At 35.3% G+C, this 24,746-nt stretch carries 11 protein-coding genes, 2 tRNA genes and 2 rRNA genes; 6 read left to right on the top strand and 9 right to left on the bottom strand.

Features of this window, described 5'->3' with window-relative positions; genetic code table 11:
* Positions 1 to 40: 40 nt before the first annotated feature.
* Complete coding sequence (gene gldJ / locus AB3G33_RS06215) at positions 41 to 1,723, bottom strand: gliding motility lipoprotein GldJ (protein ID WP_367773431.1); 1,683 nt, start codon at positions 1,721 to 1,723, stop codon at positions 41 to 43.
* A gap of 211 nt (positions 1,724 to 1,934) precedes the next feature.
* Here gldJ and porU point away from each other — a divergent pair, with 211 nt between their 5' ends.
* The 5 genes from porU (at position 1,935) to AB3G33_RS06190 (ending at position 10,309) form a co-directional block, all read left to right on the top strand.
* Positions 1,935 to 5,765, top strand: coding sequence for a type IX secretion system sortase PorU (gene porU, locus AB3G33_RS06210; RefSeq protein WP_367773429.1), 3,831 nt, complete (start codon positions 1,935 to 1,937; stop codon positions 5,763 to 5,765).
* A gap of 38 nt (positions 5,766 to 5,803) precedes the next feature.
* A complete protein-coding gene (gene porV / locus AB3G33_RS06205; RefSeq protein WP_367773427.1) occupies positions 5,804 to 6,973 on the top strand; it encodes a type IX secretion system outer membrane channel protein PorV in 1,170 nt (389 codons plus the stop codon).
* Positions 6,974 to 7,044: 71 nt separating this feature from the next.
* Positions 7,045 to 7,527, top strand: coding sequence for a cytidine deaminase (gene cdd, locus AB3G33_RS06200; protein WP_367773425.1), 483 nt, complete (start codon positions 7,045 to 7,047; stop codon positions 7,525 to 7,527).
* A gap of 143 nt (positions 7,528 to 7,670) precedes the next feature.
* On the top strand, positions 7,671 to 8,669 hold the full coding sequence (gene pdhA / locus AB3G33_RS06195; protein WP_367757036.1) for a pyruvate dehydrogenase (acetyl-transferring) E1 component subunit alpha: 999 nt from the start codon (positions 7,671 to 7,673) through the stop codon (positions 8,667 to 8,669).
* An 8-nt stretch (positions 8,670 to 8,677) separates the two neighbouring features.
* Positions 8,678 to 10,309 (top strand): 2-oxo acid dehydrogenase subunit E2, encoded by a 1,632-nt coding sequence (locus tag AB3G33_RS06190; protein ID WP_367773423.1) that lies wholly within the window; start codon positions 8,678 to 8,680, stop codon positions 10,307 to 10,309.
* A gap of 166 nt (positions 10,310 to 10,475) precedes the next feature.
* Here the strand turns inward: AB3G33_RS06190 and AB3G33_RS06185 are convergent, their stop codons facing one another.
* Positions 10,476 to 11,720, bottom strand: a complete 1,245-nt coding sequence (locus AB3G33_RS06185; RefSeq protein WP_367773421.1) for a glycosyltransferase — start codon at positions 11,718 to 11,720, stop codon at positions 10,476 to 10,478.
* 109 nt (positions 11,721 to 11,829) lie between these two features.
* On the opposite strand from AB3G33_RS06185, the gene AB3G33_RS06180 reads away from it, so the two are divergent.
* Positions 11,830 to 12,411 (top strand): tRNA-(ms[2]io[6]A)-hydroxylase, encoded by a 582-nt coding sequence (locus AB3G33_RS06180; protein ID WP_367773418.1) that lies wholly within the window; start codon positions 11,830 to 11,832, stop codon positions 12,409 to 12,411.
* 57 nt (positions 12,412 to 12,468) lie between these two features.
* Here AB3G33_RS06180 and AB3G33_RS06175 read toward each other — a convergent pair whose 3' ends face one another.
* The 7 genes from AB3G33_RS06175 to AB3G33_RS06145 all read right to left on the bottom strand — a co-directional run bounded on the left by AB3G33_RS06175 (position 12,469) and on the right by AB3G33_RS06145 (position 24,687).
* The gene (locus tag AB3G33_RS06175) at positions 12,469 to 14,340 is read right to left on the bottom strand and encodes an OmpA family protein (protein WP_367773416.1); all 1,872 of its coding nucleotides are present in this window, start codon (positions 14,338 to 14,340) and stop codon (positions 12,469 to 12,471) included.
* A gap of 16 nt (positions 14,341 to 14,356) precedes the next feature.
* The gene (locus AB3G33_RS06170; protein ID WP_367757027.1) at positions 14,357 to 15,274 is read right to left on the bottom strand and encodes a type IX secretion system membrane protein PorP/SprF; all 918 of its coding nucleotides are present in this window, start codon (positions 15,272 to 15,274) and stop codon (positions 14,357 to 14,359) included.
* A 53-nt stretch (positions 15,275 to 15,327) separates the two neighbouring features.
* Positions 15,328 to 20,856, bottom strand: coding sequence for a gliding motility-associated C-terminal domain-containing protein (locus AB3G33_RS06165; RefSeq protein ID WP_367773414.1), 5,529 nt, complete (start codon positions 20,854 to 20,856; stop codon positions 15,328 to 15,330).
* A gap of 225 nt (positions 20,857 to 21,081) precedes the next feature.
* Positions 21,082 to 21,191 (bottom strand): 5S ribosomal RNA (rrf, locus tag AB3G33_RS06160).
* Between the two features lie 163 nt (positions 21,192 to 21,354).
* Positions 21,355 to 24,240 (bottom strand): 23S ribosomal RNA (locus tag AB3G33_RS06155).
* A gap of 184 nt (positions 24,241 to 24,424) precedes the next feature.
* Positions 24,425 to 24,498: transfer RNA gene (locus AB3G33_RS06150), tRNA-Ala, on the bottom strand.
* Between the two features lie 115 nt (positions 24,499 to 24,613).
* Positions 24,614 to 24,687: transfer RNA gene (locus tag AB3G33_RS06145), tRNA-Ile, on the bottom strand.
* Positions 24,688 to 24,746: the final 59 nt, after the last annotated feature.

Here is a 24,746-nt window from a genome sequence, read left to right as displayed (position 1 = left end):
TAATCAAAGGGCTTTTTACTTTTATAATTATATAAAAAAATTAATTTCTAGCTGATTTTCTTTTTTCTGCCTTAGGTCCTACTCTAGACATAGCACATCTAAATCCAATATAGTCAGTTGCCATATCCTGTGGAAAATACCTTCTTTGAGCTGGGTCTAACCAATACGCTCTATCTCTCCAAGAACCTCCTTTGTAAACTCGTACTTCATCGTTTATCAAAGTAGTTCTTTTACTAGACTTATCGTATTTTCTAACCATCATACCTAAACTGTCTGTAGTAACATTATGTTTAGGAGAATTATACATATTCTTATCCGATTTTGCTTTATCAGTATCTGACTCTGATTCACCAAAGTTATAATATTTTGAAGATTGCTTATCACCATCTCTATAATTAATATTATTACTCTTATCAAAATTTTGTCTCAAGTACGTTTCGTTTTCATCAACTGGCACTTGTGCAATTTGACCCGGAAAACTTCTTACAATAATTTTACCATTACTAAGAGTATCTTTTTTCATAGTCTCTAGAGTAACAATTTCTACTTTCCCATCTTCTCCAATTTTGTTTTTAGTGTAACGATTTCCTCTAAAGTAGTTAAAATCATTTGACTCATTATCAATAATTGGTCTGTAAACATCGGCAACCCATTCGGCTACATTTCCTGCCATATCATACAATCCAAAATCATTAGCTGGATATTTTTTAACAGCATTAGTGATATCAGCACCATCATCAGACCATCCTGCAATTCCACCGTAATCTCCATTTCCTTGCTTGAAATTGGCTAATTGATCCCCTTTACTTTGTCTTTTTCCAGAACGGGTATAACTACCAGACCATGGATATTTCTTTTGCCCTTTATAGATATTATATTCTCTTTGACCTACATCTGCAGCTGCAGCATATTCCCATTCTGCTTCAGTTGGAAGTCTATATTCAGGTAAAAGTATTCCTGAAGAACGTTGTGCATAAACATTTTTAGCTTCAACAACCTTACCGTCTTTACCTGCTTTAGGGCTTTTTCTACCGGCTTTAGATTTTAAAACAATTTCCTCATTACCACCATATGTCATTGTTGGAGCTTTTAAATACGTTTCTGTACTAAAAGAAGCTTCAGCTGTAACATCTTGCGATTTTGCATTCTTTTTTAAATAACCATTCTTTTCTAAAATTGCTTCATTTACACGATCGGTTCTCCATTTACTAAATTCAACAGCTTGAATCCAATTTACCCCAACTACAGGATAACTTGCATACGCAGGATGTCTCAAGTAGTTATTAGTCATGGTTTCATTATAACCCAATCTATTTCTCCACACTAAAGTATCTGGTGAAGCTCCTTCATATATATATTTATAGTTCTCTTCTGTTGGAGGAAAAACATTTTTCAACCAATCTAAGTACTCCAAGTACATAAAGTTTGTAACTTCTGTTTCATCCATATAAAAGGATTGAACATGTTGTTGTGTTGGTGTGTTGTTCCAATCATGCATAACATCATCTTCCACTTTACCCATTGTAAAAGTTCCTCCTTCAACAAAAACCAAACCAGGTCCCGCTTCTTGTTTTTTACTACTAGAAGCTTTCTTGCTATCTACATTCCAACCGGTAGCTCTTGATGCATTTTTTGAACTAGATTTTTTACTACAACTAGCAAAACCTACTATCATTATCAACGATAACATCAATCGAAATGCCATAATTTTGTTTACTTTCATACTCTTTTAAAGGTAATAATTTAAGTGATGCAATATAATAATTAACGATTAACCTGCAACACCATTTTAAAAAATTTTGCGCAGTTCAACCATATTAAACTATTTCATACAAATCAAACGCAAATTTATACTATTTATTATTTATTTTAACACTAAAAGCTATATTTTTACTCATTCCAATTAATTTATTATTAATACAATTTAATAAATAATGCGAAAGCTACTTCTGATTACATTATCCTTAATTTCTTCCATTTTAAATGCCCAAACCGCAGATAACATCACCATCGAATGGCTTGATAAAACGGAGATGCCAATTGGAAATACTAAAATCAACATTCCAATCTTTACTGGAAATCAATTTCATTATGATACTGACAAAAAGATTCTTTTTTACACTTTAAAGCTAAAAGCACCTTATTCTTATGATAAAAATGATGTTTTAATCTCAAATATAAATTACGAATCTGTTTCAGCAGAGCAACTTGGCGACTTAAAGCTAGAAAACACACCAAAAGTAATAGCCCCAACTATACAAAATTTCAAAAGCCGAGGTGTTTTAGAATCTTTCCTGACCCTCTCTCCCATTATAAAGGACTCTTATGGATACAAAAGGATAAAATCTTTTTCTTACACCATCAATAACTCAACATCAAAAATTAATCAATCTAACAAAACCACGAAACTTATTTACAATTCCGTTTTGTCCTCTGGCGATTGGTATCGTTTTTATATTGAAAAATCAGGTGTTTATAAAATTTCAAAAAGTTTTTTACAAGAATTAGGGTTTCCAGCTAATGGAATTGATCCTAAAAAAATTAAAATATATGGCAATGGAGGAAAAATGCTTCCTTTATCAAATAATATTGATTACCCAGATGATTTAATTGAAAATACTATTCAAATTATTGGTGAAGATGACGGCACATTTGACACTAATGATTATATCTTATTTTATGCTCAAGGAGTTGACACTTGGAATGAAGAAAGTCAAACTAATATAAACCTTTACGATACAAAGTCGTACTATTACATCACCTCTTCTGGAGACAATGGTAAAAGAATGGGCCAAATGACTCAACCTTTAGGCAACAGTACATTGAATCTAAACACATTTGACGATTATCAATATCATGAAACAGATTTAGTCAATATTGCCCACCTTGGAAGACAATGGTTTGGAGAGTCATTTGACATCAATCAAGAACAAGAATTTGAATTCAACTTTCCTAATATTGATTTAACAACCCCAATAAAAATTAAAGCCGTAACCGCTTCGGCCGCTTATACCCCAACATCATTTCAAGTTAGCGCTAACAGTCAATCCATCGGACAAATCACTTTTCCTGCCATAAACACCAATTCTGACACTGAATTTTATGTTGGCAACTTACCCAGCAATGCCACTTTCAACAGTGCTGAAAATGTAAAAATAAAACTAACATACAACAACAATGGTGTTCCTGGATCCAAAGGTTTTTTGGATTACATTGGGCTTTTGGCAAAAAGAAAACTCCAAGGATATGGCAAGCAATTCAATTTTCAATATAACTCTTCTAATGGAGAAATAGGCATTGTCAATTACAATTTTGCTAATGCAAATGGAATTTCTCAAATATGGGATATTACTAACACCAGTAATATAACCAAAGTAGAAAATAACAATCAAGATTTATTTTCATTTAAAGGAAATCTAGGAGAAACCAAGAAATACGTCGCTATCGATGCTTTAGACTACTACACTCCCTTAAAAGAGACTAAATCTAAAATAACTAACCAAAATATAAAAGGCACAATTTTCAATAACAACCAAGGAGCCTTTCAAGATATTGACTACGTTATAATAACTCCAAATGAGTTGAAAAATCAAGCAGAAAAACTCGCTGATTTCCATCGGAATTATTCCAAATTAAATGTAAAAGTCATTACTACAGAGTCTATTTATCAAGAATTTTCATCTGGAAAACAAGATATTGCAGCAATACGAAACTGCATAAAATACATATATGACAATGCTTCTACAGATGAAAAAAGGATCAAATATGTAAACCTTTTTGGAGACGCTTCCTATGATTATAAAAACAAAACCATAAACAATACAAATATAGTCCCTATTTATCATGCTTTAAACAGCAACACTATTGGAGAATCTTCATTTGCCTCAGATGATTTTTATGGTTTAATGGATGATAACGAAGGAAACATTATTTCCTATTTTGGTGGAATTGACATTGCGGTTGGCCGAATGCTTGTAAACAACCCTTCACAAGCAGAGGATATGGTTAATAAAGTAATTGAATACCATGACATCAAATCATACGGAAACTGGAGAAACAATTTCGTGATGATTTGTGACGACTCCGATCAAATATCTGATTCCAGCCTACAAAGCAGACAAAATAATTTGGCCGACAGAATCACGGCACAAAAACCTTTTTTTAATATCAATAAAATAATATTAGATTCTTATATCCAAGAAGCATCGGCTGGAGGTTTTAGATATCCAAAAGCGAGGACAGACTTTTTTAATGCATTCGAAAAAGGAGCACTAATCTTCAACTACTTGGGACACGGTGGCGAGGATGGATTATCGGCTGAACGAATTTGGGAAAAATCAGATAGCCAAAACCTAAACAATCAATACAAATATCCATTATTCATTACTATTACTTGCGAGTTTTCCCGTTTTGACAATCCCACCAGACCAACAGCAGGAGAATACACCTATTGGAACCCGAAAGGCGGTGCTATTGCCATGATTACTACTATTCGCGCTATTGGTCAATTTAGCGCAGAAAATTTCAACGACACTTTATCTCAAAACTTATTGTCTTTTGGTTCTAATGAATACACCTCAATTGCAGAGGCTTTACGAATATCAAAAAATAGCAATCCGAATTCATCTACTAATGTCGTTTTTTATATTGGAGATCCCGCATTGTTTTTAGCTATTCCAAAACCGAAAGTAAAGCTTACAAAAATAAATGATATCCCAACAACTCAAACCACGGATGCATTTAAATCATTAGCTCACATGAAAGTAACTGGCGAAATAACTGATGAAAATGATGTTACGCTGACAAATTATAACGGCGAAATTTCATCTACTATTTTTGATAAGACAATCCCAAGAACAACGTATAACAACGACGGAAACAGCCCACCAATAAATTTCAATACACTCGGAGAAACCATATTTAGAGGAAATGCTTCTGTTAAAAACGGAATATTTGAATTTAATTTTGTTGTCCCAAGAGACATTAGAATCCCTCTTGACAATGGAAAAATAAGTTTTTACGCTAAAAAAGAGCAGGTTTTAGAGAATGAAACTGGCTACGACACGAATATTAAAATAGGAGGTATAAATGAAAATGCAGCCGAGGACAATATTAGCCCAAAAGTTAAGTTATATATGAATGACGAGACATTTGTTTCAGGAGGCATTACAAACTCATCTCCTTTTTTACTTGCTTTTCTCGAAGATGAAAATGGAATTAATACTGCAAGCGGAATTGGACACGACATTATAGCTATTTTGGATGGAGACATAAGCAACCCATATATACTAAATGATTATTACCAAACAAATATTGATGATTTTACAAATGGAAGTTTACGATTCCCATTACATGACATTTCGGTCGGATTGCATACTATTGTATTTAAAGCATGGGATGTTTACAATAATCCAACAACTACCGAAATTCAATTTTTAGTAGTAGGAGACGAAACAATAACTTTGACACATGTTTTAAATTATCCAAATCCATTTGTCAATTATACTGAATTTTGGTTTACTCACAACAGACCTTACGAACCACTAACAGTTCAAATTCAAGTTTTCACAATAACTGGAAAGGTAGTTTGGACAAAAAACCAAATCATAACAACAGAAGGTTTTTTATCTAAAGAAATCACTTGGGACGGAAGAGATGATTTTGGAAATAAAATAGGCAAAGGCGTTTATATCTACAAGCTCACTGTCAAGTCTAGCACAACAAATAAAAAAGCTGAAAAGATCGAAAAGCTTGTGATACTTTAATAATATAGTATATTTGTTTAATGAATTTTAACATCAAAATGAGAAAAATAATACTTATAACAACTAGTATACTCACTTTTTCTTTTGCAAAAGCACAAGATAGAGTAATAACAACTGCAGTTCCCTTTTTATTAGTATCTGCAGATGCTAGAGCTGCTGGTATGGCTGATGTTGGTGTAGCCACTTCAGCAGATGCTTTTTCACAACAATGGAATCCTGCAAAATATGCTTTTGCAATTGATAAACAAGGCTTTTCTATAAGTTACACACCCTACCTTACTGATTTAGCCAATGATATTTCATTAGGACAATTAACCTATTATAATAAAATAAGCGAAAGAAGTGCTTTTGCTGGAAGTTTACGTTATTTTGGGTTTGGTAATATCGAATTAAGAGAAACTGGAGACCCAAATGAAGTTCCCAGAATTGTATCACCAAATGAGTTTGCACTAGATGGTTCTTATTCCTTAAAATTAAGCGAGAAATTTTCTATGGCTGTAGCAGGAAGATACATTCATTCTAATCTAAAAGTAGTTTCAGACAACGGTGATGCCTCTGCAGCAAATTCTTTCGCAATTGATGTTGCGGGTTTTTATCAATCAGAAGAAATTGCCTATAATGACTTTAACGGAAGATGGAGAGCAGGTTTTAATATTCAAAACTTAGGACCAAAAATAAGTTATGACAATGACGAAATTAGCACTAACTTTTTACCTGCTAACTTAAAGGTAGGAACTGGATTTGATTTCATACTTGACGATTACAACAAGGTAGCACTGAATCTTGAATTTAGTAAACTATTGGTTCCAACCCCTCAAAATCCAGATCTAAATGGAGACGGAACTATTACAGCTGAAGAAAGAGCTCAAAATAATGACAATTACCGCTCTATTGGTTGGGTTTCTGGAGTTTTTAAATCATTCGGAGATGCACCAGACGGATTTAGTGAAGAAGTTAAAGAAGTTACATATGCAGTTGGAGCTGAATACTTATACCAAGATTCATTTGCAATGAGACTAGGTTATTTTCATGAAAGTCCACTTAAAGGAGCTAGAAAATTTTTCTCGCTTGGAGCCGGATTTAAATACAATGTAGTTAAAGTAGATGTGTCTTATTTATTCTCAGCTTCAAAAGTAAAAAACCCTTTAGAAAACACCCTTCGTTTCTCTCTTACATTCAACTTTGGAGACAAATACGATGAATATTAATTTATAATAAAAATTTAAATTAAAAGTCCAAATTTCAACCCCTGAACTTTGGACTTTTTTTCCTATAAAATATGAAAGAAATAACTATTACAAGCCATTTCTCTGTTTATAATTCAACACTTGAATTACCAATTGAAGTACAAAATCTTATGGAGCAAGCCATTTCAACACGGAAAAATGCATATGCACCATATTCAAAATTTAGAGTCGGTACGGCTTTATTATTAGATAATGGAAAAATAGTATTGGGCTCTAATCAAGAAAATGCTGCTTATCCATCTGGACTATGCGCAGAGCGAGTAGCTATTTTTCAAGCCGGAGCAATATACCCAAATGCAAAAATCACAAAAATGGCGATTACAGCTGCTTCAGACACCAATAAAACAACAGAACCAATACCTCCTTGCGGCGCGTGTAGACAATCAATTGCTGAATATGAAATCCGTCAAGAGTCGCAAATAGAAATTTATTTCATGGGAGAAACTGGCGAAGTCTATAAATCAGAATCACTAAAAAACCTGCTCCCGTTATTATTTAACAAAAACGTGTTGTAAAATTGCTAAAAATTAGCTTTTTAATTTTAGTTCTTAGTTGGAATGTCCTATTTTTGCAATTCGCAAATTTGTGGGAGGAAACTATTTTGCGTTATAGGTACTAGTTGATAACACAATAAAACTTTAGCAAAAGAACAATTGAGATGAAAGAAGTTACAAAAGAAGTATATTTAAAGTGGTACGAAGACATGCTGCTTTGGAGAAAGTTTGAAGACAAGCTTGCAGCATTATACATACAACAAAAAGTTAGAGGTTTTCTACACTTATATAATGGTCAAGAAGCAGTACTAGCAGGTGCATTGCATGCAATGGACTTGACAAAAGACAAAATGATTACTGCATATAGAAATCACGTTCAACCAATTGGAATGGGTGTAGATCCAAGAAGAGTAATGGCTGAGCTTTTAGGAAAAGTTACGGGAACATCAAAAGGAATGGGTGGTTCTATGCATATTTTCTCAAAAGAGCACCGTTTTTATGGTGGTCATGGAATCGTAGGTGGACAAATTCCTGTAGGAGCTGGATTGGCTTTTGCAGATAAATACTTTGAAACTGGCGGTGTAACAATGACCTATTTTGGTGATGGAGCAGCACGTCAAGGATCTTTGCACGAAGCTTTCAACATGGCTATGTTATGGAAACTACCTGTAGTTTTTATTGTAGAAAATAACGGTTATGCAATGGGAACTTCTGTTGAAAGAACGGCTAACCACACTGATATTTGGAAACTAGGTTTAGGGTATGAAATGCCTTGTGGACCAGTTGACGGAATGAATCCAGTAAAAGTTGCTGAAGCGATGACAGAAGCTATTGATAGAGCGCGTCGTGGTGATGGACCAACTTTCTTAGAAATGAAAACATATCGTTATAGAGGACACTCTATGTCGGATGCTCAACTATATAGATCAAAAGAAGAAGTAGAAGAATACAAAAAAATTGATCCAATTACACAAGTTCTAGATGTAATTAAAGATCAAAAATATGCTACAGAAGAAGAAATTGACGCAATCGACCAAAGAGTTAAAGACTTAGTTCAAGAATGTGTTGATTTTGCTGAAGAATCGGAATATCCTCCAATTCAACAATTATACGACGTAGTATACGCACAAGAAGATTATCCATTTATACCTCATAAACTATAAAATCAATTATGGCAACAATAATTACAATGCCTCGTTTGAGTGATACTATGACGGAAGGAACGGTAGCAACTTGGCTTAAAAAAGTAGGTGACAAAATTAGCGAAGGCGATATCCTTGCAGAAATTGAAACTGACAAAGCAACAATGGAATTTGAGTCTTTCAACGAAGGAACTCTTTTGCATATAGGAATTCAAGCTGGTGAAACAGCGCCTGTAGATTCATTATTAGCAATAATAGGAAATGAAGGGGAAGATATTTCTGCAATTTTGGCAGGAAAATCTGAAACTCCTAAAGAAGATACTACAAAGAAAGAAACAACTTCTGAAACTAAAACTGAAGTAAAAGAAACAGCTGCTCCGGCTGCTTTACCTAAAGGTGTTATAGTGGTAACTATGCCTCGTTTAAGTGATACGATGACGGAAGGAACTGTAGCTACTTGGTTGAAAAAAGTAGGTGATACAGTTGCTGAAGGTGATATTCTTGCTGAAATCGAAACCGACAAAGCAACAATGGAATTTGAATCTTTCAACGAAGGAACTTTATTATACATAGGAATTGAAGAGGGAAATGCAGCACCAATTGACAGCTTATTAGCTATTATAGGACCTGCGGGAACAGATATTACAGGTATTGCAGAAAACTTCACAGTTGGAGGAGCTAAACCAGCAACAACTGAAGAGGTTGCATCAGCATCTGCTACACCGGCAGAGCCAACAGCACAAGAAGCTTCTACTGATGGAAAACGTATTTTAGCATCGCCGTTAGCAAAGAAAATTGCTAGCGACAAAGGAATTCAATTGACACAAGTTAAAGGTTCTGGTGAAAACGGGCGTATTGTGAAAAGCGATATCGAAAACTACTCACCTGCTGCTGCAGCGCCACAAGCTGCTGCACCTGCACCTGCTAAAACCGAAACTGCTGCTGCACCGGCACCAAAAGTTTTTGTTCCTGCTGGAGAAGTATTTACTGAGGAAATCAAGAATTCGCAAATGCGTAAAATCATTGCAAAACGTCTAGCGGAATCTTTATTCACTGCACCACATTACAACTTAACCATAGAAGTAACTATGGACGAAGCAATGAAATCAAGAGCAATTATCAATAGTGTTCCGGATACTAAAGTATCTTTCAATGACATGGTGATTAAAGCTTGTGCAATGGCTCTTAAAAAACACTTGAAAATTAATTCACAGTGGAAAGAAGATGCAATTACCATCAACCACCATGTAAACATAGGTGTTGCAGTAGCTGTTGAAGACGGATTAGTTGTTCCTGTATTAAAATTCACTGATGCTATGAGTTTGTCTCAAATTGGTGGAAGTGTAAGAGATCTTGCTGGAAGAGCAAAAAACAAAAAACTACTACCTTCAGAAATGGAAGGAAGTACTTTCACAGTTTCTAATCTTGGAATGTTTGGTATCACTGAATTTAATTCAATTATCAACCAACCAAACTCAGCTATCTTATCTGTAGGAGCAATCGTTGAGAAACCAGTGGTGAAAAATGGACAAATTGTTGTAGGCAACACCATGATGTTATCTCTTGCTTGTGACCACCGTACTATCGATGGAGCAACTGGAGCACAGTTCTTACAAACATTAAAACAATACATTGAAAACCCAGTAACCATGCTTGCATAATTACTGATTCTGTATAAAAAAACCCGTCTTGTGTAAAACTTGACGGGTTTTTTATTTGAGCATATCCTTGCTTCCACTTTCGTTACAGCAAGGTCGGGCTGTACACTATATCTTTTATTACATTCTATAAAAGGATGTCGCTTCCATCACTTATGCATTCCATCATTTAAAACTTATTCTTCTCCTCTATCCACTTTGACATGTATTTCGTACTTTTCAAAGTATGATGATGCAACAGCTCACCCATAAAATTATTCATTCTATGTTGAACTAAATTCGCCTTAACGCTTTGGATTAATTCTTTGAAATCATCTTCAAATAAGCTTCTTAAATAACGATTTTTAATAATCTCAATTCCATTTCTTTGAGCTTGAATCCACTTATTTCTATCTTGGTATAACTCTATTGCTTTATTTGCAAAAAACTCCGAATTATCCTCTACAAAACCATTCCAATCTAAATTAGCTCGCATAGATTCAGCACCAATAGACGTGGTTACACTAGGAGTTCCAAATTGCATCGCTTCTAATAATTTTCCTTTTATTCCTGCACCAAAACGCAACGGAGCTAAAACTACACGTGACTCTTTAACTACATCGCATGCATTCTCAGCACGTCCTTTTATCAAAAAACCTTCTTTATCATTATTTAATTGTACCACTTTTTGAGAAGGATAAGCTCCATAAATATTCAAAACAGCTTCTGGCAATTGCTTTTTAATCGACGGCCAAATAGATTCTTTCAAATATTGCACAGCATTCCAATTGGGTTCATGATAAAAATTACCAATAAAAACAAAATCCTTTCGCTCCTCAAAAGAAGGCAATTCAAGTAAGTTTGGAATCTCATTTACATTTAGCAAAAGTGGCAAATAATACAACAAACTTCCATCTATTTTAAAAATCGCATTTAATAGATCTATTTCAAATTCAGAAATCATTAAAGAAAGATCACAACGTAAAATACTAGCTATTTCACGCTTGGCAACATCTTCATAAAACAAATCCGATAGCTCAAATAAACGTTGTTCCTTAAAGGCTTTTTGACGTGCTACTCGCAAACAATGTAAGTCTTCGGTATCCAAAAGTCGTAATGCATTAGGACAGCTTTCGGCTACTCGCCAACCAAACTGTTCCTCCATCATAAAACGATCAAATAAAACAATCGTAGGATTTAGCTCTTTTACAAAAATATCAAAACTAGCACAATTTAAAGAAATACCTTTTTTTTCAACTCCCAACAAATTAAGATCGACCATAAAATCACTATCCAGTGCTGGACTTGCAAAAGTAATCTCATAACCTTCTTCTTTAAAAAAGGAAATCAATTGCATCATTCTAGCACCAGCAGCAGAAGAATTAGGCTCTGGCCAAACAAAACCAATTATTAATAGCTTTTCAATCACATTCATAACTTATATCATTACAAATACAAAATAATGGTATTTAGACCGCATTACCATGATTTCGACAATAAATAAGAAAGAAAACACTAATTTTACAACTTTAAAACACAAATAAATGTTAGGATTAAAATTAGCAACCGATCCCCGTTGGGTAAATATAGTTGAATCAAATATTGAAGAAATATTGACGGACCATGCATGGTGTGAACAAAAAGCAGCTTCTAATGCGATAAGTCTAATAACCCAAAACTCGGAAAAAGAAGAATTAGTAACTGAACTAATGATCATAGCAAAAGAAGAAATAGAACATTTCAAAATGGTCCACGATCTTATAAAAGAAAGAGGACTTACTTTTGGTCGTGAACGCAAAGACAGCTACGTTAATGAGCTTTTTAAATTCTTGAAAAAGGACGGAAGTCGCAATGATGCACTGTGTGAGCGTTTACTATTTTCAGCGATGATTGAAGCAAGAAGCTGCGAAAGATTCAAAGTACTTTCTGAAAACATAAAAGATCAAGAACTAGCTGCATTTTATCGTGATTTAATGATTAGTGAAGCTGGACACTACACCACATTTTTAGCTTTTGCAAAAAAATATGCTGACAATGTTGATGTTGATAAACGATGGAAAGAATGGATTGAATTTGAAGCTTCCATTATCATAAATTACGGAAAAAATGAAACAGTACATGGTTAAAATAAAAAAGCGAATTCTAAATTAGGATTCGCTTTTTTATTTTAACAGGAAGTAAAATTACTTCTTTACAATGATAAATTCCGAACGTCTGTTTAAAGCATGTTCCTCTTCGGTACATTTTACGCAATTTATTTTTAATTCAGATTCCCCGTAACCTTTTCCTGATATTTTATCTGCACTTATTCCTTTAGAAATTATATATTGAACAGTCGCATTGGCTCTTCTTTCTGAAAGATCCATATTATAATCATCTCTACCTCTAGAGTCAGTATGTGATTTAGCTACAATGACCAAATCCTTATTCTGAGACATTATATAAACCAACTTATCAAGTTCATCCGCACCAAGTGTTGTAATATCACTTTTATCAAATTTAAAATATATTGGATTAAAGATAAATTCTGTATCCGTAACAACAACATTAATAGGGTCTAATTTAGCATCAACATTATATTCACCTCCATTACTAACTGCAATAGGAAATGTTTTTGAAATAAAACCATCTTTACTAATTTCAACAAAATATGATTTATCATTTTTAGCACTATACATCACAGTTCCATTTTCGTTTGTTAATTGTTTATCCAAAACCTTTTTATCTATATCAGAAACAACCACTCTCGCATTAGTTATAACAGAACCCGTTACAGAATTACTAACAATGGCATGTATTTTTCCATTTTCAACAACAGGTATCGAAGAGTAAATTTGGTCTTTACCATTACGATTACTTGAAACATAACCTATCTTATTTTTTTTATTAAAAGTAAAAGCAAAATCATCTTTTTCAGAGTTTACAGGTTTACCAATATTACTGGCAACTTCATTTTTATTTAAATCTATTGAAAAAATATCAAAACCACCAAGACCTGACAGTCCTTTTGATGAAAAATACAGAATACTTTCATCTGTAATAAAAGGAAAACTTTCATCTTGAGAAGTATTTACATTAGCACCCAAATTTTCAGGATCTCCAAAACCTCCATCAGCTTTAACTTTAACTTTCCAAATATCCAATCCACCAAAAGTACCAGGCATGTTAGATGCAAAATAAAGTGTTTCCCCATCTTTTGTTATTGATGGATTACTAACCGAATAGTTTTTACTGTTAAAAGGTAAAGGAGTTATATTTGACCATTTTCCATTACTATCAGTGGCTTTATATAAATTTACTTGACCAAACTTAATTCTTTTACTTTTATTTTTATCAAACAATTTTTCGTTGAAACTTTCGCTAGAGAAATAAACAGTTTTACCGTCTTGAGTCATAGTCAAAGGACCTTCATGGTAAACAGAATTCAATTCTGAAATTGGAACAGGTTCCGAATAAGTAGCCTCTTTTTCATTATAATTTGACCTGTAAAGATCTAAGAAAGGCTCGTTATTCCATCCATAAATTTTTCTGCTTTCATTTCTAGAACTGGCAAAATATAATACATCGTTATATTGAATAGCTCCAAAATCAGATTTTTCAGAATTAATATTTAACTTCTTTAAGTCAAACAATTTTTCTTTGCTAGAAATTTTAGATAAATAATCAGAATTATTAACAAACTCCTTAGATCTAGGGTCATTGGGTTCCATTCCAACAAATATTTTCATTTGTTTATCTGATAAATCATACTTACTATTGGATTTCAATACTTGTGCATATTTATAATATGTATCCGCATCTTGCTTCGTCTGTAAAGCTTTTTCATACCAATTTTCAGATTCAGAAGTGTTATTCATATTATAATAACATTCCCCTAGTTGCTTAAAAACATAAGAATCTGAATTTCCGTTTTGAACTAACATATTATAAGCATCCGCTGCTTTTACATATTCGTATCTGTCAAATAATTTATCTGCAGATTTTGTTTGATTATTTTGTGAGAAAATACTAATACTATTTAGTACAAAAAACAAAATTGTTGTATATCTTTTCATTAATTAAAATTTTGTATTAGAAAAATCTAGGTGAACGTGAAACCTTTTTTGGCGTAAATAAATCATATAAAATTATAAATTCATGAGAAGAAGGTGCAGTCACCTTTAAATCAGAAATTATATGGTCATAAGCATATCCTATTCTTAGCTCAGGTGTGATAGCAAAATTAACCATAGCACCAAAGCTATCTTCTAGTCTATAGCTCGCTCCTAACTCTATTTTCTCCATATATAAAAAATTTGCAGAAAGATCTAATGAAGGTTTTACATCAAATGCTGATTTCAACATAAAAGAAGGCTTAAATTTCAAATCATAATTAATATCAAACACATATCCCGCTGTTAAGAAATAATGAGAAACATCAGAACCGTACTCACGCCCATTATAATCTAAATGTGCTGACTTCATCATATTAGGAATTGAAAAGGAAACGTAGTATTTATCCGTGTAGTAAAAAAGACCAGCCCCTAAATTTAATGAAGCGTCATTTATGTCTTCCCCAAAAATACCTTCAGATGGGTCAGGTAGAGAAGATTGAATATCTCTAAGCGCCACTTTATGAAAAGAAACACCTGTTTTTAAACCAAAAGCCAATCTATGAGTGTCATTTAATTTTAAAGTATAAGAGAAATCTCCATACACATTTTGTTCAGTAACAGGGCCTATTTTATCTGAAATAAAAGACAGACCTAAACCTACATTATTACCTGCAGGAGCATGCCCTGAAAAAGTAAAAGAAGTAGGTGCATCCTCTATATTTACCCATTGCTTTCTATATAAAGCACCAAAAGAAATACTTTCTTTCGAACCTGCATATGCAGGATTAATAACATTCATATTATACATATATTGAGTATAATGTGGATTTTGCTGTGCCGATATATCAATACAGGCAAAAAGAACCAAAAGAGAAGTTAAAAATATTTTATTCATATCTGTTTATTTTTCATTTTGTTGATAAAAAAACCAACAATATATTTATTAAATTATTGTTTTTCTCTGATTAGATAAATCCAACCTGTTTTTGTCTTACCATTATTAAACTCAATAACGTAATAATATGTAGCACTTGGAAGCTCATTCCCTTTATCCGACTGACCTTTCCATTGATTAGTATAGTTAGATTGGTTATATACTTTGATTCCATATCTATCAAATATTTCGAGCTTTTTAACACCTAATAATCTCAAATCAAAATTGTCATTAGATCCATTTCCATCAGGTGAAATTCCTTTTTGTATATTACAATAAATAGTTTCAATTAATACACTATTAGTAGTTTCACAACCGTTAGGAACTGATGTAATTGTCAAAGTATAAGTCAGTGGAAAGGCTACATCACTTGAAGTAGATGCTATTAAACTCGAAACATTTAATATATTAGAATTTGTTCCCACTGCTAATCCTGTATTGTCTTTCCATTGATAATTAACCTCATTAGGATTATAAGAACTAGCAAGAGGACTTGCTGTCAAAACATAATCTTTATCATCGCAATTACCTATAACTTCAAATTGAATTTGTGGGGGAACTGGATTAATAGTTTGCACTGTTCCTGTGTTTATGCAAAAAACACTACTTGTAAATCTTACACTTATTGGATAAGTACCAGGTAATAAATTTACAAATATAGGACTGTCTTGATAACCATTACCTATACTGTATTGTACATCATCTTGTGCAGTAATTCTAATTGTTCCCGTTGGAACTAAACAAGTTGGCTGAATAATCCCTTCTACAGTTGGCACCAAAGGTAAAGGAGGAAGTGGATCAATCGTAACTTTTAAAATACTCTGAACAGAGCAAGTGTTATCAGCAATATTTCTTACATATAAGGTGTAATCATTTGGCACCAACCCTGAAAAAGAATTTGAAGCCTGGAAAGTCACCCCATTTAAACTATATTCTACACCTGTTTGCGTTGCAATTACAATACTTCCAGATGGAACTTCACAAATTGGCTGAACTACACTTGCCAATGTTGGAATTATAGGAGGTGTAGGTACTGGATTAATTGTTGTTGGTGTTGATGAAACATTTGCACAACTATTATCAGATACACTTCTTACATATAATGTATAGTCGTTTGGAATTAATCCCGAAAAGGAATTTGAAACCTGATATGTTATTCCATCTAAACTATATTCTGCTCCAGTTTGTGTAGTAATAGAAATAGTCCCAGAAGGTACTGCACACGTTGGTTGAATTACACTAGCAGTGGTTGGAACGACAATAACCTGTATTGGGTTAATAATTACATTTGTAGAAGACAGCGTTACACAAGTAATATCAGTTATATTCCTAACATATAGTGTATAACTATTTGTCGCTAAGCCTGAAAACGAATTTGATCCTTGATAAATAACCCCATCTAGGCTATATTCAACTCCTGATTGCGAAGTTATTGTTATGGTTCCTGATGGTGTTGAACATGTAGGCTGAACAACACTTGCTGATGTAGGAATAACTGGGGGCAATGGTATAGCATTCACTGTTGTTGTAGAAGAAGACATATTCATACAAGTTGTGTCTCCTATATTTCTAACATATAATGTATAATTATTAGGCGCTAAGCTTGAAAATGAATTTGATGTTTGAAAAGTAATACCATCTAAACTGTATTCAACCCCTGTTTGTGTAGTTATTGCAATAGTACCTGAAGGTGTTCCACATGTGGGTTGAATTACACTAGAAGTAGTTGGTACTACTGGCGGAGTTGGTATCGCATTTATAGTTATTGCTGATGGAAACATAGTAATACAACTCGTATCGCCTGTATTTCTAACAAACAATGTATAATTATTTGGTGCTAAACCTGAAAATGTATTTGATCCTTGGTAAGTCACTCCATCCAAACTATATTCAATTCCTGCTTGTGCCGTTATTGAAATTGTTCCTGAAGGTATCGCACATGTTGGTTGGGTTATACTCGCTGTTGCTGGTACAACTGGTGGTAATGGAGTCGCATTTATTGTTGTTGTAGACGCTGACATTGTCACACAAGTAATATCTGATAAATTTCTAACGTATAATGTGTAACTATTCGGTGCAAGTCCAGAGAATGAATTCGACGACTGATAAGTTGTTCCTTCTAAACTATATTCTACTCCTGATTGGGAAGTTATTGTTATAGTTCCTGATGGAGTGGCACATGTAGGCTGAACAACACTGGCAGTTGTAGGAACAACTGGCGGCATTGGCACAGCATTTACTGTTGTTGTAGAAGAAGACATAGTCATACAAGTTGTATCACCTGTATTTCTAACATACAATGTATAATTATTTGGTGTTAAGCCTGGAAAGGAATTTGATGCTTGATAAGTACTTCCGTCTAAACTATATTCAACTCCAGTTTGTGCTGATATAACAATTGTCCCGGTAGGAGTTCCGCAGGTTGGCTGAACTACACTAGAAGTAGAAGGCACTACTGGTGGAGTTGGTATCGCATTTATAGTTATTGCTGATTGAGCCATAGTAATACAACTCGTATCGCCTGTATTTCTAACAAACAATGTATAATTATTTGGTGCTAAACCTGAAAATAAATTTGATCCTTGGTAAGTCACTCCATCCAAACTATATTCAATTCCTCCTTGCGCCGTTATTGAAATTGTTCCTGAAGGTATCGCACATGTTGGTTGGGTTATACTCGCTGTTACTGGAACAACTGGTGGTAATGGAGCCACATTTATTGTTGTTTTAGTTGCTGACATTGTCACACAAGTAATATCCGCTATATTTCTAACATATAATGTATAATCATTTGGTGCTAGACCTGAAAATGAATTAGATGCTTGATAAGTAGTTCCGTCCAAACTATATTCTACTCCTGATTGGGAAGTTATTGTTATAGTTCCTGATGGTGTGGCACATGTAGGCTGAACAACACTGGCAGTTGCAGGAACAACTGGCGGCAATGGTACTGCATTCACTGTTGTTGTAGAAGAAGACATAGTCATACAAGTTGTATCACCTGTATTTCTAACATACAATGTATAATTATTTGGTGTTAAGCCTGGAAAGGAATTTGATACTTGATAAGTACTTCCATCTAAACTATACTCTACTCCTGTTTGTGTTGTTATTACAATAGTTCCTGAAGGCGTTCCACATGTAGGTTGAGTTACACTAGCTAATGTAGGTTCAACTGGTGGAGTTGGTATAGCGTTTATTGTTATTACTGATGGTGACGGAGTAATACAACTTGTATCTCCCGTATTTCTTACATATAATGTATAATCATTTGGCGCTAAACCTGAGAAAGAATTCGAACCTTGATAACTTATTCCATCCAAGCTATATTCGATTCCTGCTTGTGCAGTTATTGTTATAGTTCCTGATGGTATCGCACATGTTGGTTGAGTTATACTAGCCGTAGCAGGAGTAACAGGAGGTAATGGTGCTTCATCAATAGTAGTTGTAGAAGCGGACATGGTTACACAAGTGGCATCTCCAGAATTCCTAACATATAATGTATAGTCATTAGCTGCTAAGCCTGAAAATAAATTAGATGCTTGATAAGTAGTTCCATCCAAACTATATTCTACTCCTGATTGGGAAGTTATTGTTATAGTTCCTGATGGTGTCCCACATGTAGGCTGAACAACACTGGCAGTTGTAGGAACAACAGGTGGCAATGGTACTGCATTTATTATTGTTGTTGTTGCAGACATTGTCATACAAGTTGTATCATCCATATTTCGAACATACAATGTATAGCTATTTTCTGGTAAGCCTGAAAATGAATTTGTATTTCTAAAAATAATACCATCTAAACTATACTCAGCACCGAATTGAGCCGTTATAACAATTGTCCCAGATGGAGATGCACAGGTTGGTTGAACTACATTTGCTGCTGTAGGAACTAAAGGGACAGGAGGTGCAGGGTTAATTACAACAGGAGATATTGAACTAATACTGCAAGAACCGTCAGATGCCTTTCTAATATATAATGTATAACTATTTGGGTTTAAACCCGAAAAAGTATTAGAAGCTTGATAAGTAGTTCCGTCAATACTATATTCAGCACCATTTTGACTTCCTATAGTTATTGTTCCCAATGGATTAGAACAGGTAGGCTGCACTAAACTTGAAGTTACTGGTGGTTCAAATAAATTTATTGTATAAAAATCATTACTATAACATGGTATTAATCCTGCTGATGAAAAAACAACTGGATTAGGATCTCTTAGATTATAATCTATTCCTAAATTACCATAATCTAAATTACTCGAAATTTCAGGACTTAAAAAAGAGTTAGTTACACTATAACTTGTCTCATCCGTATCTTTCATTGTAAAACCAAAAAATTTAATATCACCAGAAGTGTAACCAATTAATGATTTTAAAATTTCTACCTCGAAACCTAAATTATAATCAGTAGCTCCAGTATTATTTTTATTAACCCCAAAAAAAGAGCCAGGTGTACTTGGGGTAGCGCTCCCAAGCGATGTTCTAACAGATTCTCCTGATTTTAATTCAACAATATCAGCAAAATAATTTGACTCTGTTGCATCAGTTGAAATAATTAAACAATAATCAGCTTGAAAGTAAGAATCAAATGTACTAGGATTATTATTAAAATAATTAAAACCCTTAACAGTGGCACCAGTTAGAACGTCACCATAATTAGACATATTAAAACCACCTGATTTCGAATCTAAAAATAACAAAAGACTACTGTTTTTATCCACTTTACCTGCAAGACCAACTACTAAGTTATTTTCTTCTGGACTAATTTTCAATGAATTTACATATGCTTTAGTAGCACTTACAGATAAAGGTGCTGTTAATACATTATCTTCAATTGGACCAGTTCCCCAAGCAGACTCAGTCATTGACCCATCTATGTTCTTTGCATATCTTGAACGAACACTTACTGTTTGTCCGTTCATAAGTGAACTTGTTGTATAAGTTCTGCTAGCTGACATAGCTTGTACAATAACTCCTTCTACCGAAAATTCAAACAAATCCCCGCCCCCATTCGCTGTAAAAGTTACAGGTGTGTTAGGACATAATAAGTTTGTAGGGCTATTACTAGGAGAAACAGAAATACTAACAGAAGCTGGAGATAAATATACTGATGCGACAACAGGAACCCTAATACTTACATCATTTGTCGATTTAGATTTACTTTGTACATAAAAGGTTCTAGTAGTTTTAATACTGGGACTATAAACAAAGCCAGTATATAAAGGAGTAGTAGCATTTTGACTTGCATACCACTCAATTTGTTCATCTGTACTAGAACCATTTGCGTATACATTAACTTGGACAAAACTTACACCATCACCGCAAGAACTTCCCGCAATTACTGAAGGAGGTGCTAAGAAAGCATTAAGTCTTGCCGATTTTAAAGATTTTTTACTCTTTTTAATTGTATCCGTAAAACTAAGATTTTTATAAAATGCTATAGTAAGATTAGTCCCAAATAGATTTTCATTGGGCTTTTTTGCAAGAATCTGATTTCCTGAAAATGTCAAAAACAGTAAAAATAAAAGTAATTTATTTTTCATATAATAAATTTTGTTGTTAGTATAACATACTATAATTTTTAAAAAAAGAGTAAGAAAATAAAACATAAATGTATTGTTTTATTTTGTTTATGCACAAATATATTTAATATAAAATTAACATTATTAATATAATATCTAAAAAGTATTCATACTCTACCAATATTTAATAGAAAAACTAGAATAAAACAAAAAACCCTATCCAAATAAATGAATAGGGTTTTTAAAGAAAGGCGACGACATACTCTCCCACATAACTGCAGTACCATCTGCGCAGGCGGGCTTAACTACTCTGTTCGGGATGGGAAGAGGTGAGCCCCGCCGCAATAACCACCTTAAGAAGTTATAATTGCTTTGGGCAATTTTTCAATGATTGTTTATCTTATGATAAAAATCTATTGAACAATATCTTAACATACTGAGATAAAGAAAAAAATATTAGTTCCTGAACGAATCTAGGAATTAGAAAGTTTCCCCAGCCTCTTGCGAGGCTGGAAAGGTGTACATAAGCTTACGGATTATTAGTACTACTCGACTATGACATTACTGCCTTTACATCTATAGCCTATCAACGTGGTCATCTCCCACGATCCTTAAAAGAAATCTCATCTTGTGGTGGGTTTCGCGCTTATATGCTTTCAGCGCTTATCCCTTCCAAACGTAGCTACTCTGCCATGCCACTGGCGTGACAACAGATACACTAGAGGTTTGTCCAATTCGGTCCTCTCGTACTAGAATCAGATCCACTCAAATTTCTTGCGCCCACAGTAGATAGAGACCGAACTGTCTCACGACGTTCTGAACCCAGCTCGCGTGCCACTTTAATGGGCGAACAGCCCAACCCTTGGGACCTTCTCCAGCCCCAGGATGTGACGAGCCGACATCGAGGTGCCAAACCCCCCCGTCGATATGAGCTCTTGGGGGAGATCAGCCTGTTATCCCCGGCGTACCTTTTATCCTTTGAGCGATGGCCCTTCCATGCGGAACCACCGGATCACTATGCTCTACTTTCGTACCTGATCGACCTGTATGTCTCTCAGTCAAGCTCCCTTATGCCATTGCACTCTACGCACGGTTACCAAGCGTACTGAGGGAACCTTTAGAAGCCTCCGTTACTCTTTTGGAGGCGACCACCCCAGTCAAACTACCCACCAAGCAATGTCCCCCGCAAAACGGGGTTAGGCCTCAGATAAACAAAGGGTTGTATTTCAACAATGACTCCACAACGCCTAGCGACGCCACTTCACAGTCTCCAACCTATCCTACACATCATTTATCCAAGGTCAATACTAAGCTATAGTAAAGGTGCACAGGGTCTTTTCGTCCCACTGCGGGTAAACGGCATCTTCACCGTTACTACAATTTCACCGAGCTCATGGCTGAGACAGTGTCCAGATCGTTACACCATTCGTGCAGGTCGGAACTTACCCGACAAGGAATTTCGCTACCTTAGGACCGTTATAGTTACGGCCGCCGTTTACTGGGGCTTCATTTCAATGCTTCTGGTTACCCATAACATCTCCACTTAACCTTCCAGCACCGGGCAGGTGTCAGGCCCTATACTTCATCTTACGATTTTGCAGAGCCCTGTGTTTTTGATAAACAGTCGCCTGGACCTCTTCACTGCGGCCAGCATTGCTGCTGGCGACCCTTCTCCCGAAGTTACGGGTCTATTTTGCCTAATTCCTTAGCCATGAATCTCTCGAGCACCTTAGAATTCTCATCTCGACTACCTGTGTCGGTTTGCGGTACGGGTACTATTAACCTGAAGTTTAGAGGTTTTTCTTGGAAGCCCTTAGGTGCACTATCTCTTTGTCCGAAGACGCCGAGTACTATCGTATTTCCCCAAAACCCGTGGATTTGCCTGCGGGTCTTATAGGTAGGTACTTCAACGAACTATTCCGTCAGTTCGCGGCACTTTCATCACTCCGTCACCCCATCACAGTTAACAGTAGTACGGGAATATTAACCCGTTGTCCATCGACTGTCCCTTTCGGGTTCGCCTTAGGTCCCGACTAACCCACAGCTGATTAGCATAGCTGTGGAAACCTTAGTCTTTCGGTGTGCGGGTTTCTCGCCCGCATTATCGTTACTTATGCCTACATTTTCTTTTCTCACCGGTCCAGCATACCTTACGATACACCTTCTACCCTGTGAGAATGCTCCCCTACCACTTACAATAAATTGTAAATCCATAGCTTCGGTAATATACTTATGCCCGATTATTATCCATGCTCGTCCGCTCGACTAGTGAGCTGTTACGCACTCTTTAAATGAATGGCTGCTTCCAAGCCAACATCCTAGCTGTCTATGCAGACAAACCTCGTTCTTTCAACTTAGTATATATTTGGGGACCTTAGCTGATGGTCTGGGTTCTTTCCCTCTCGGACTTGGACCTTAGCACCCAAGCCCTCACTGTTAGTGAACATTATATAGCATTCGGAGTTTGTCAGGAATTGGTAGGCGGTGAAGCCCCCGCATCCAATCAGTAGCTCTACCTCTATATAACTTTATAACTAACGCTGCACCTAAATGCATTTCGGGGAGTACGAGCTATTTCCGAGTTTGATTGGCCTTTCACCCCTACCCACAGATCATCCCAAGACTTTTCAACGTCAACGGGTTCGGTCCTCCACTATGTGTTACCACAGCTTCAACCTGTCCATGGGTAGATCACACGGTTTCGCGTCTAACACTACTGACTAAAGCGCCCTATTCAGACTCGCTTTCGCTACGGATCCGTGGCTTAACCACTTATCCTTGCCAGCAACGTTAACTCGTAGGCTCATTATGCAAAAGGCACGCCGTCACCCCACGAAAGGGCTCCGACCGCTTGTAAGCGTATGGTTTCAGGATCTATTTCACTCCGTTATTCACGGTTCTTTTCACCTTTCCCTCACGGTACTGGTTCACTATCGGTCTCTCAGGAGTATTTAGCCTTAGCGGATGGTCCCGCCAAATTCAGACAGGATTTCTCGTGTCCCGCCCTACTCAGGATACCACTATCAATTATATCACTTACCTATACAGGACTATCACCCTCTTTGGTTCTACTTTCCAGTAGATTCTAGTTCGTTTTACATTGAATATCGTGGTCCTACAACCCCAACATTGCCGTAACAACATTGGTTTGGGCTAATCCGCGTTCGCTCGCCACTACTTACGGAATCACTTTTGTTTTCTTCTCCTCCGCCTACTTAGATGTTTCAGTTCAGCGGGTTTGCCCACCTATCGGTGTACTAGATCTTCAATCTAGTGGGTTGCCCCATTCAGGTATCTACGGATCAATCGGTGTGTGCCCGTCCCCGTAGCTTTTCGCAGCTTATCACGCCTTTCATCGCCTCTGAGAGCCAAGGCATCCCCCATACGCCCTTATTTTGCTTATTGTACCAATCTTAAAATTAATTAAGACCGTTTTTGTTTGTTTTCTACTATAAATAGTAAAAAACGCTTTCTACTTTTTATATTTTTCTTATCTCAATATGTCAATGAACTTTTATCGCTAGTTTAATCGTTTTTTCGTTTAATCGTTTAACCGATTTAACAAATCAACGTATCAACTTTTGATTTGTGGAGAATAACGGAGTCGAACCGTTGACCTCCTGCGTGCAAGGCAGGCGCTCTAGCCAGCTGAGCTAATCCCCCGTTTCAAATTTTAAATTATGAATGGTGAATTTTGAATTAATGTATAATTCATACTCATACTTCTAAAATTTCCTTTTATTCTGAATTTATTTCAGAATCTATTTAAGTTTAATAGTTGTCTCGGACAGACTCGAACTGTCGACCCCTACATTATCAGTGTAGTACTCTAACCAGCTGAGCTACGAGACACTCTTATTCTTAAATTGTATTATTTGAACTAACAGCAAGAGTAATAAATTCTCAATCTT

The sequence above is a fragment of the Flavobacterium sp. WC2421 genome (assembly GCF_040822115.1).
Taxonomy (GTDB): Bacteria; Bacteroidota; Bacteroidia; order Flavobacteriales; family Flavobacteriaceae; genus Flavobacterium.
This window is presented reverse-complemented; position numbering and strand designations above follow the sequence as displayed.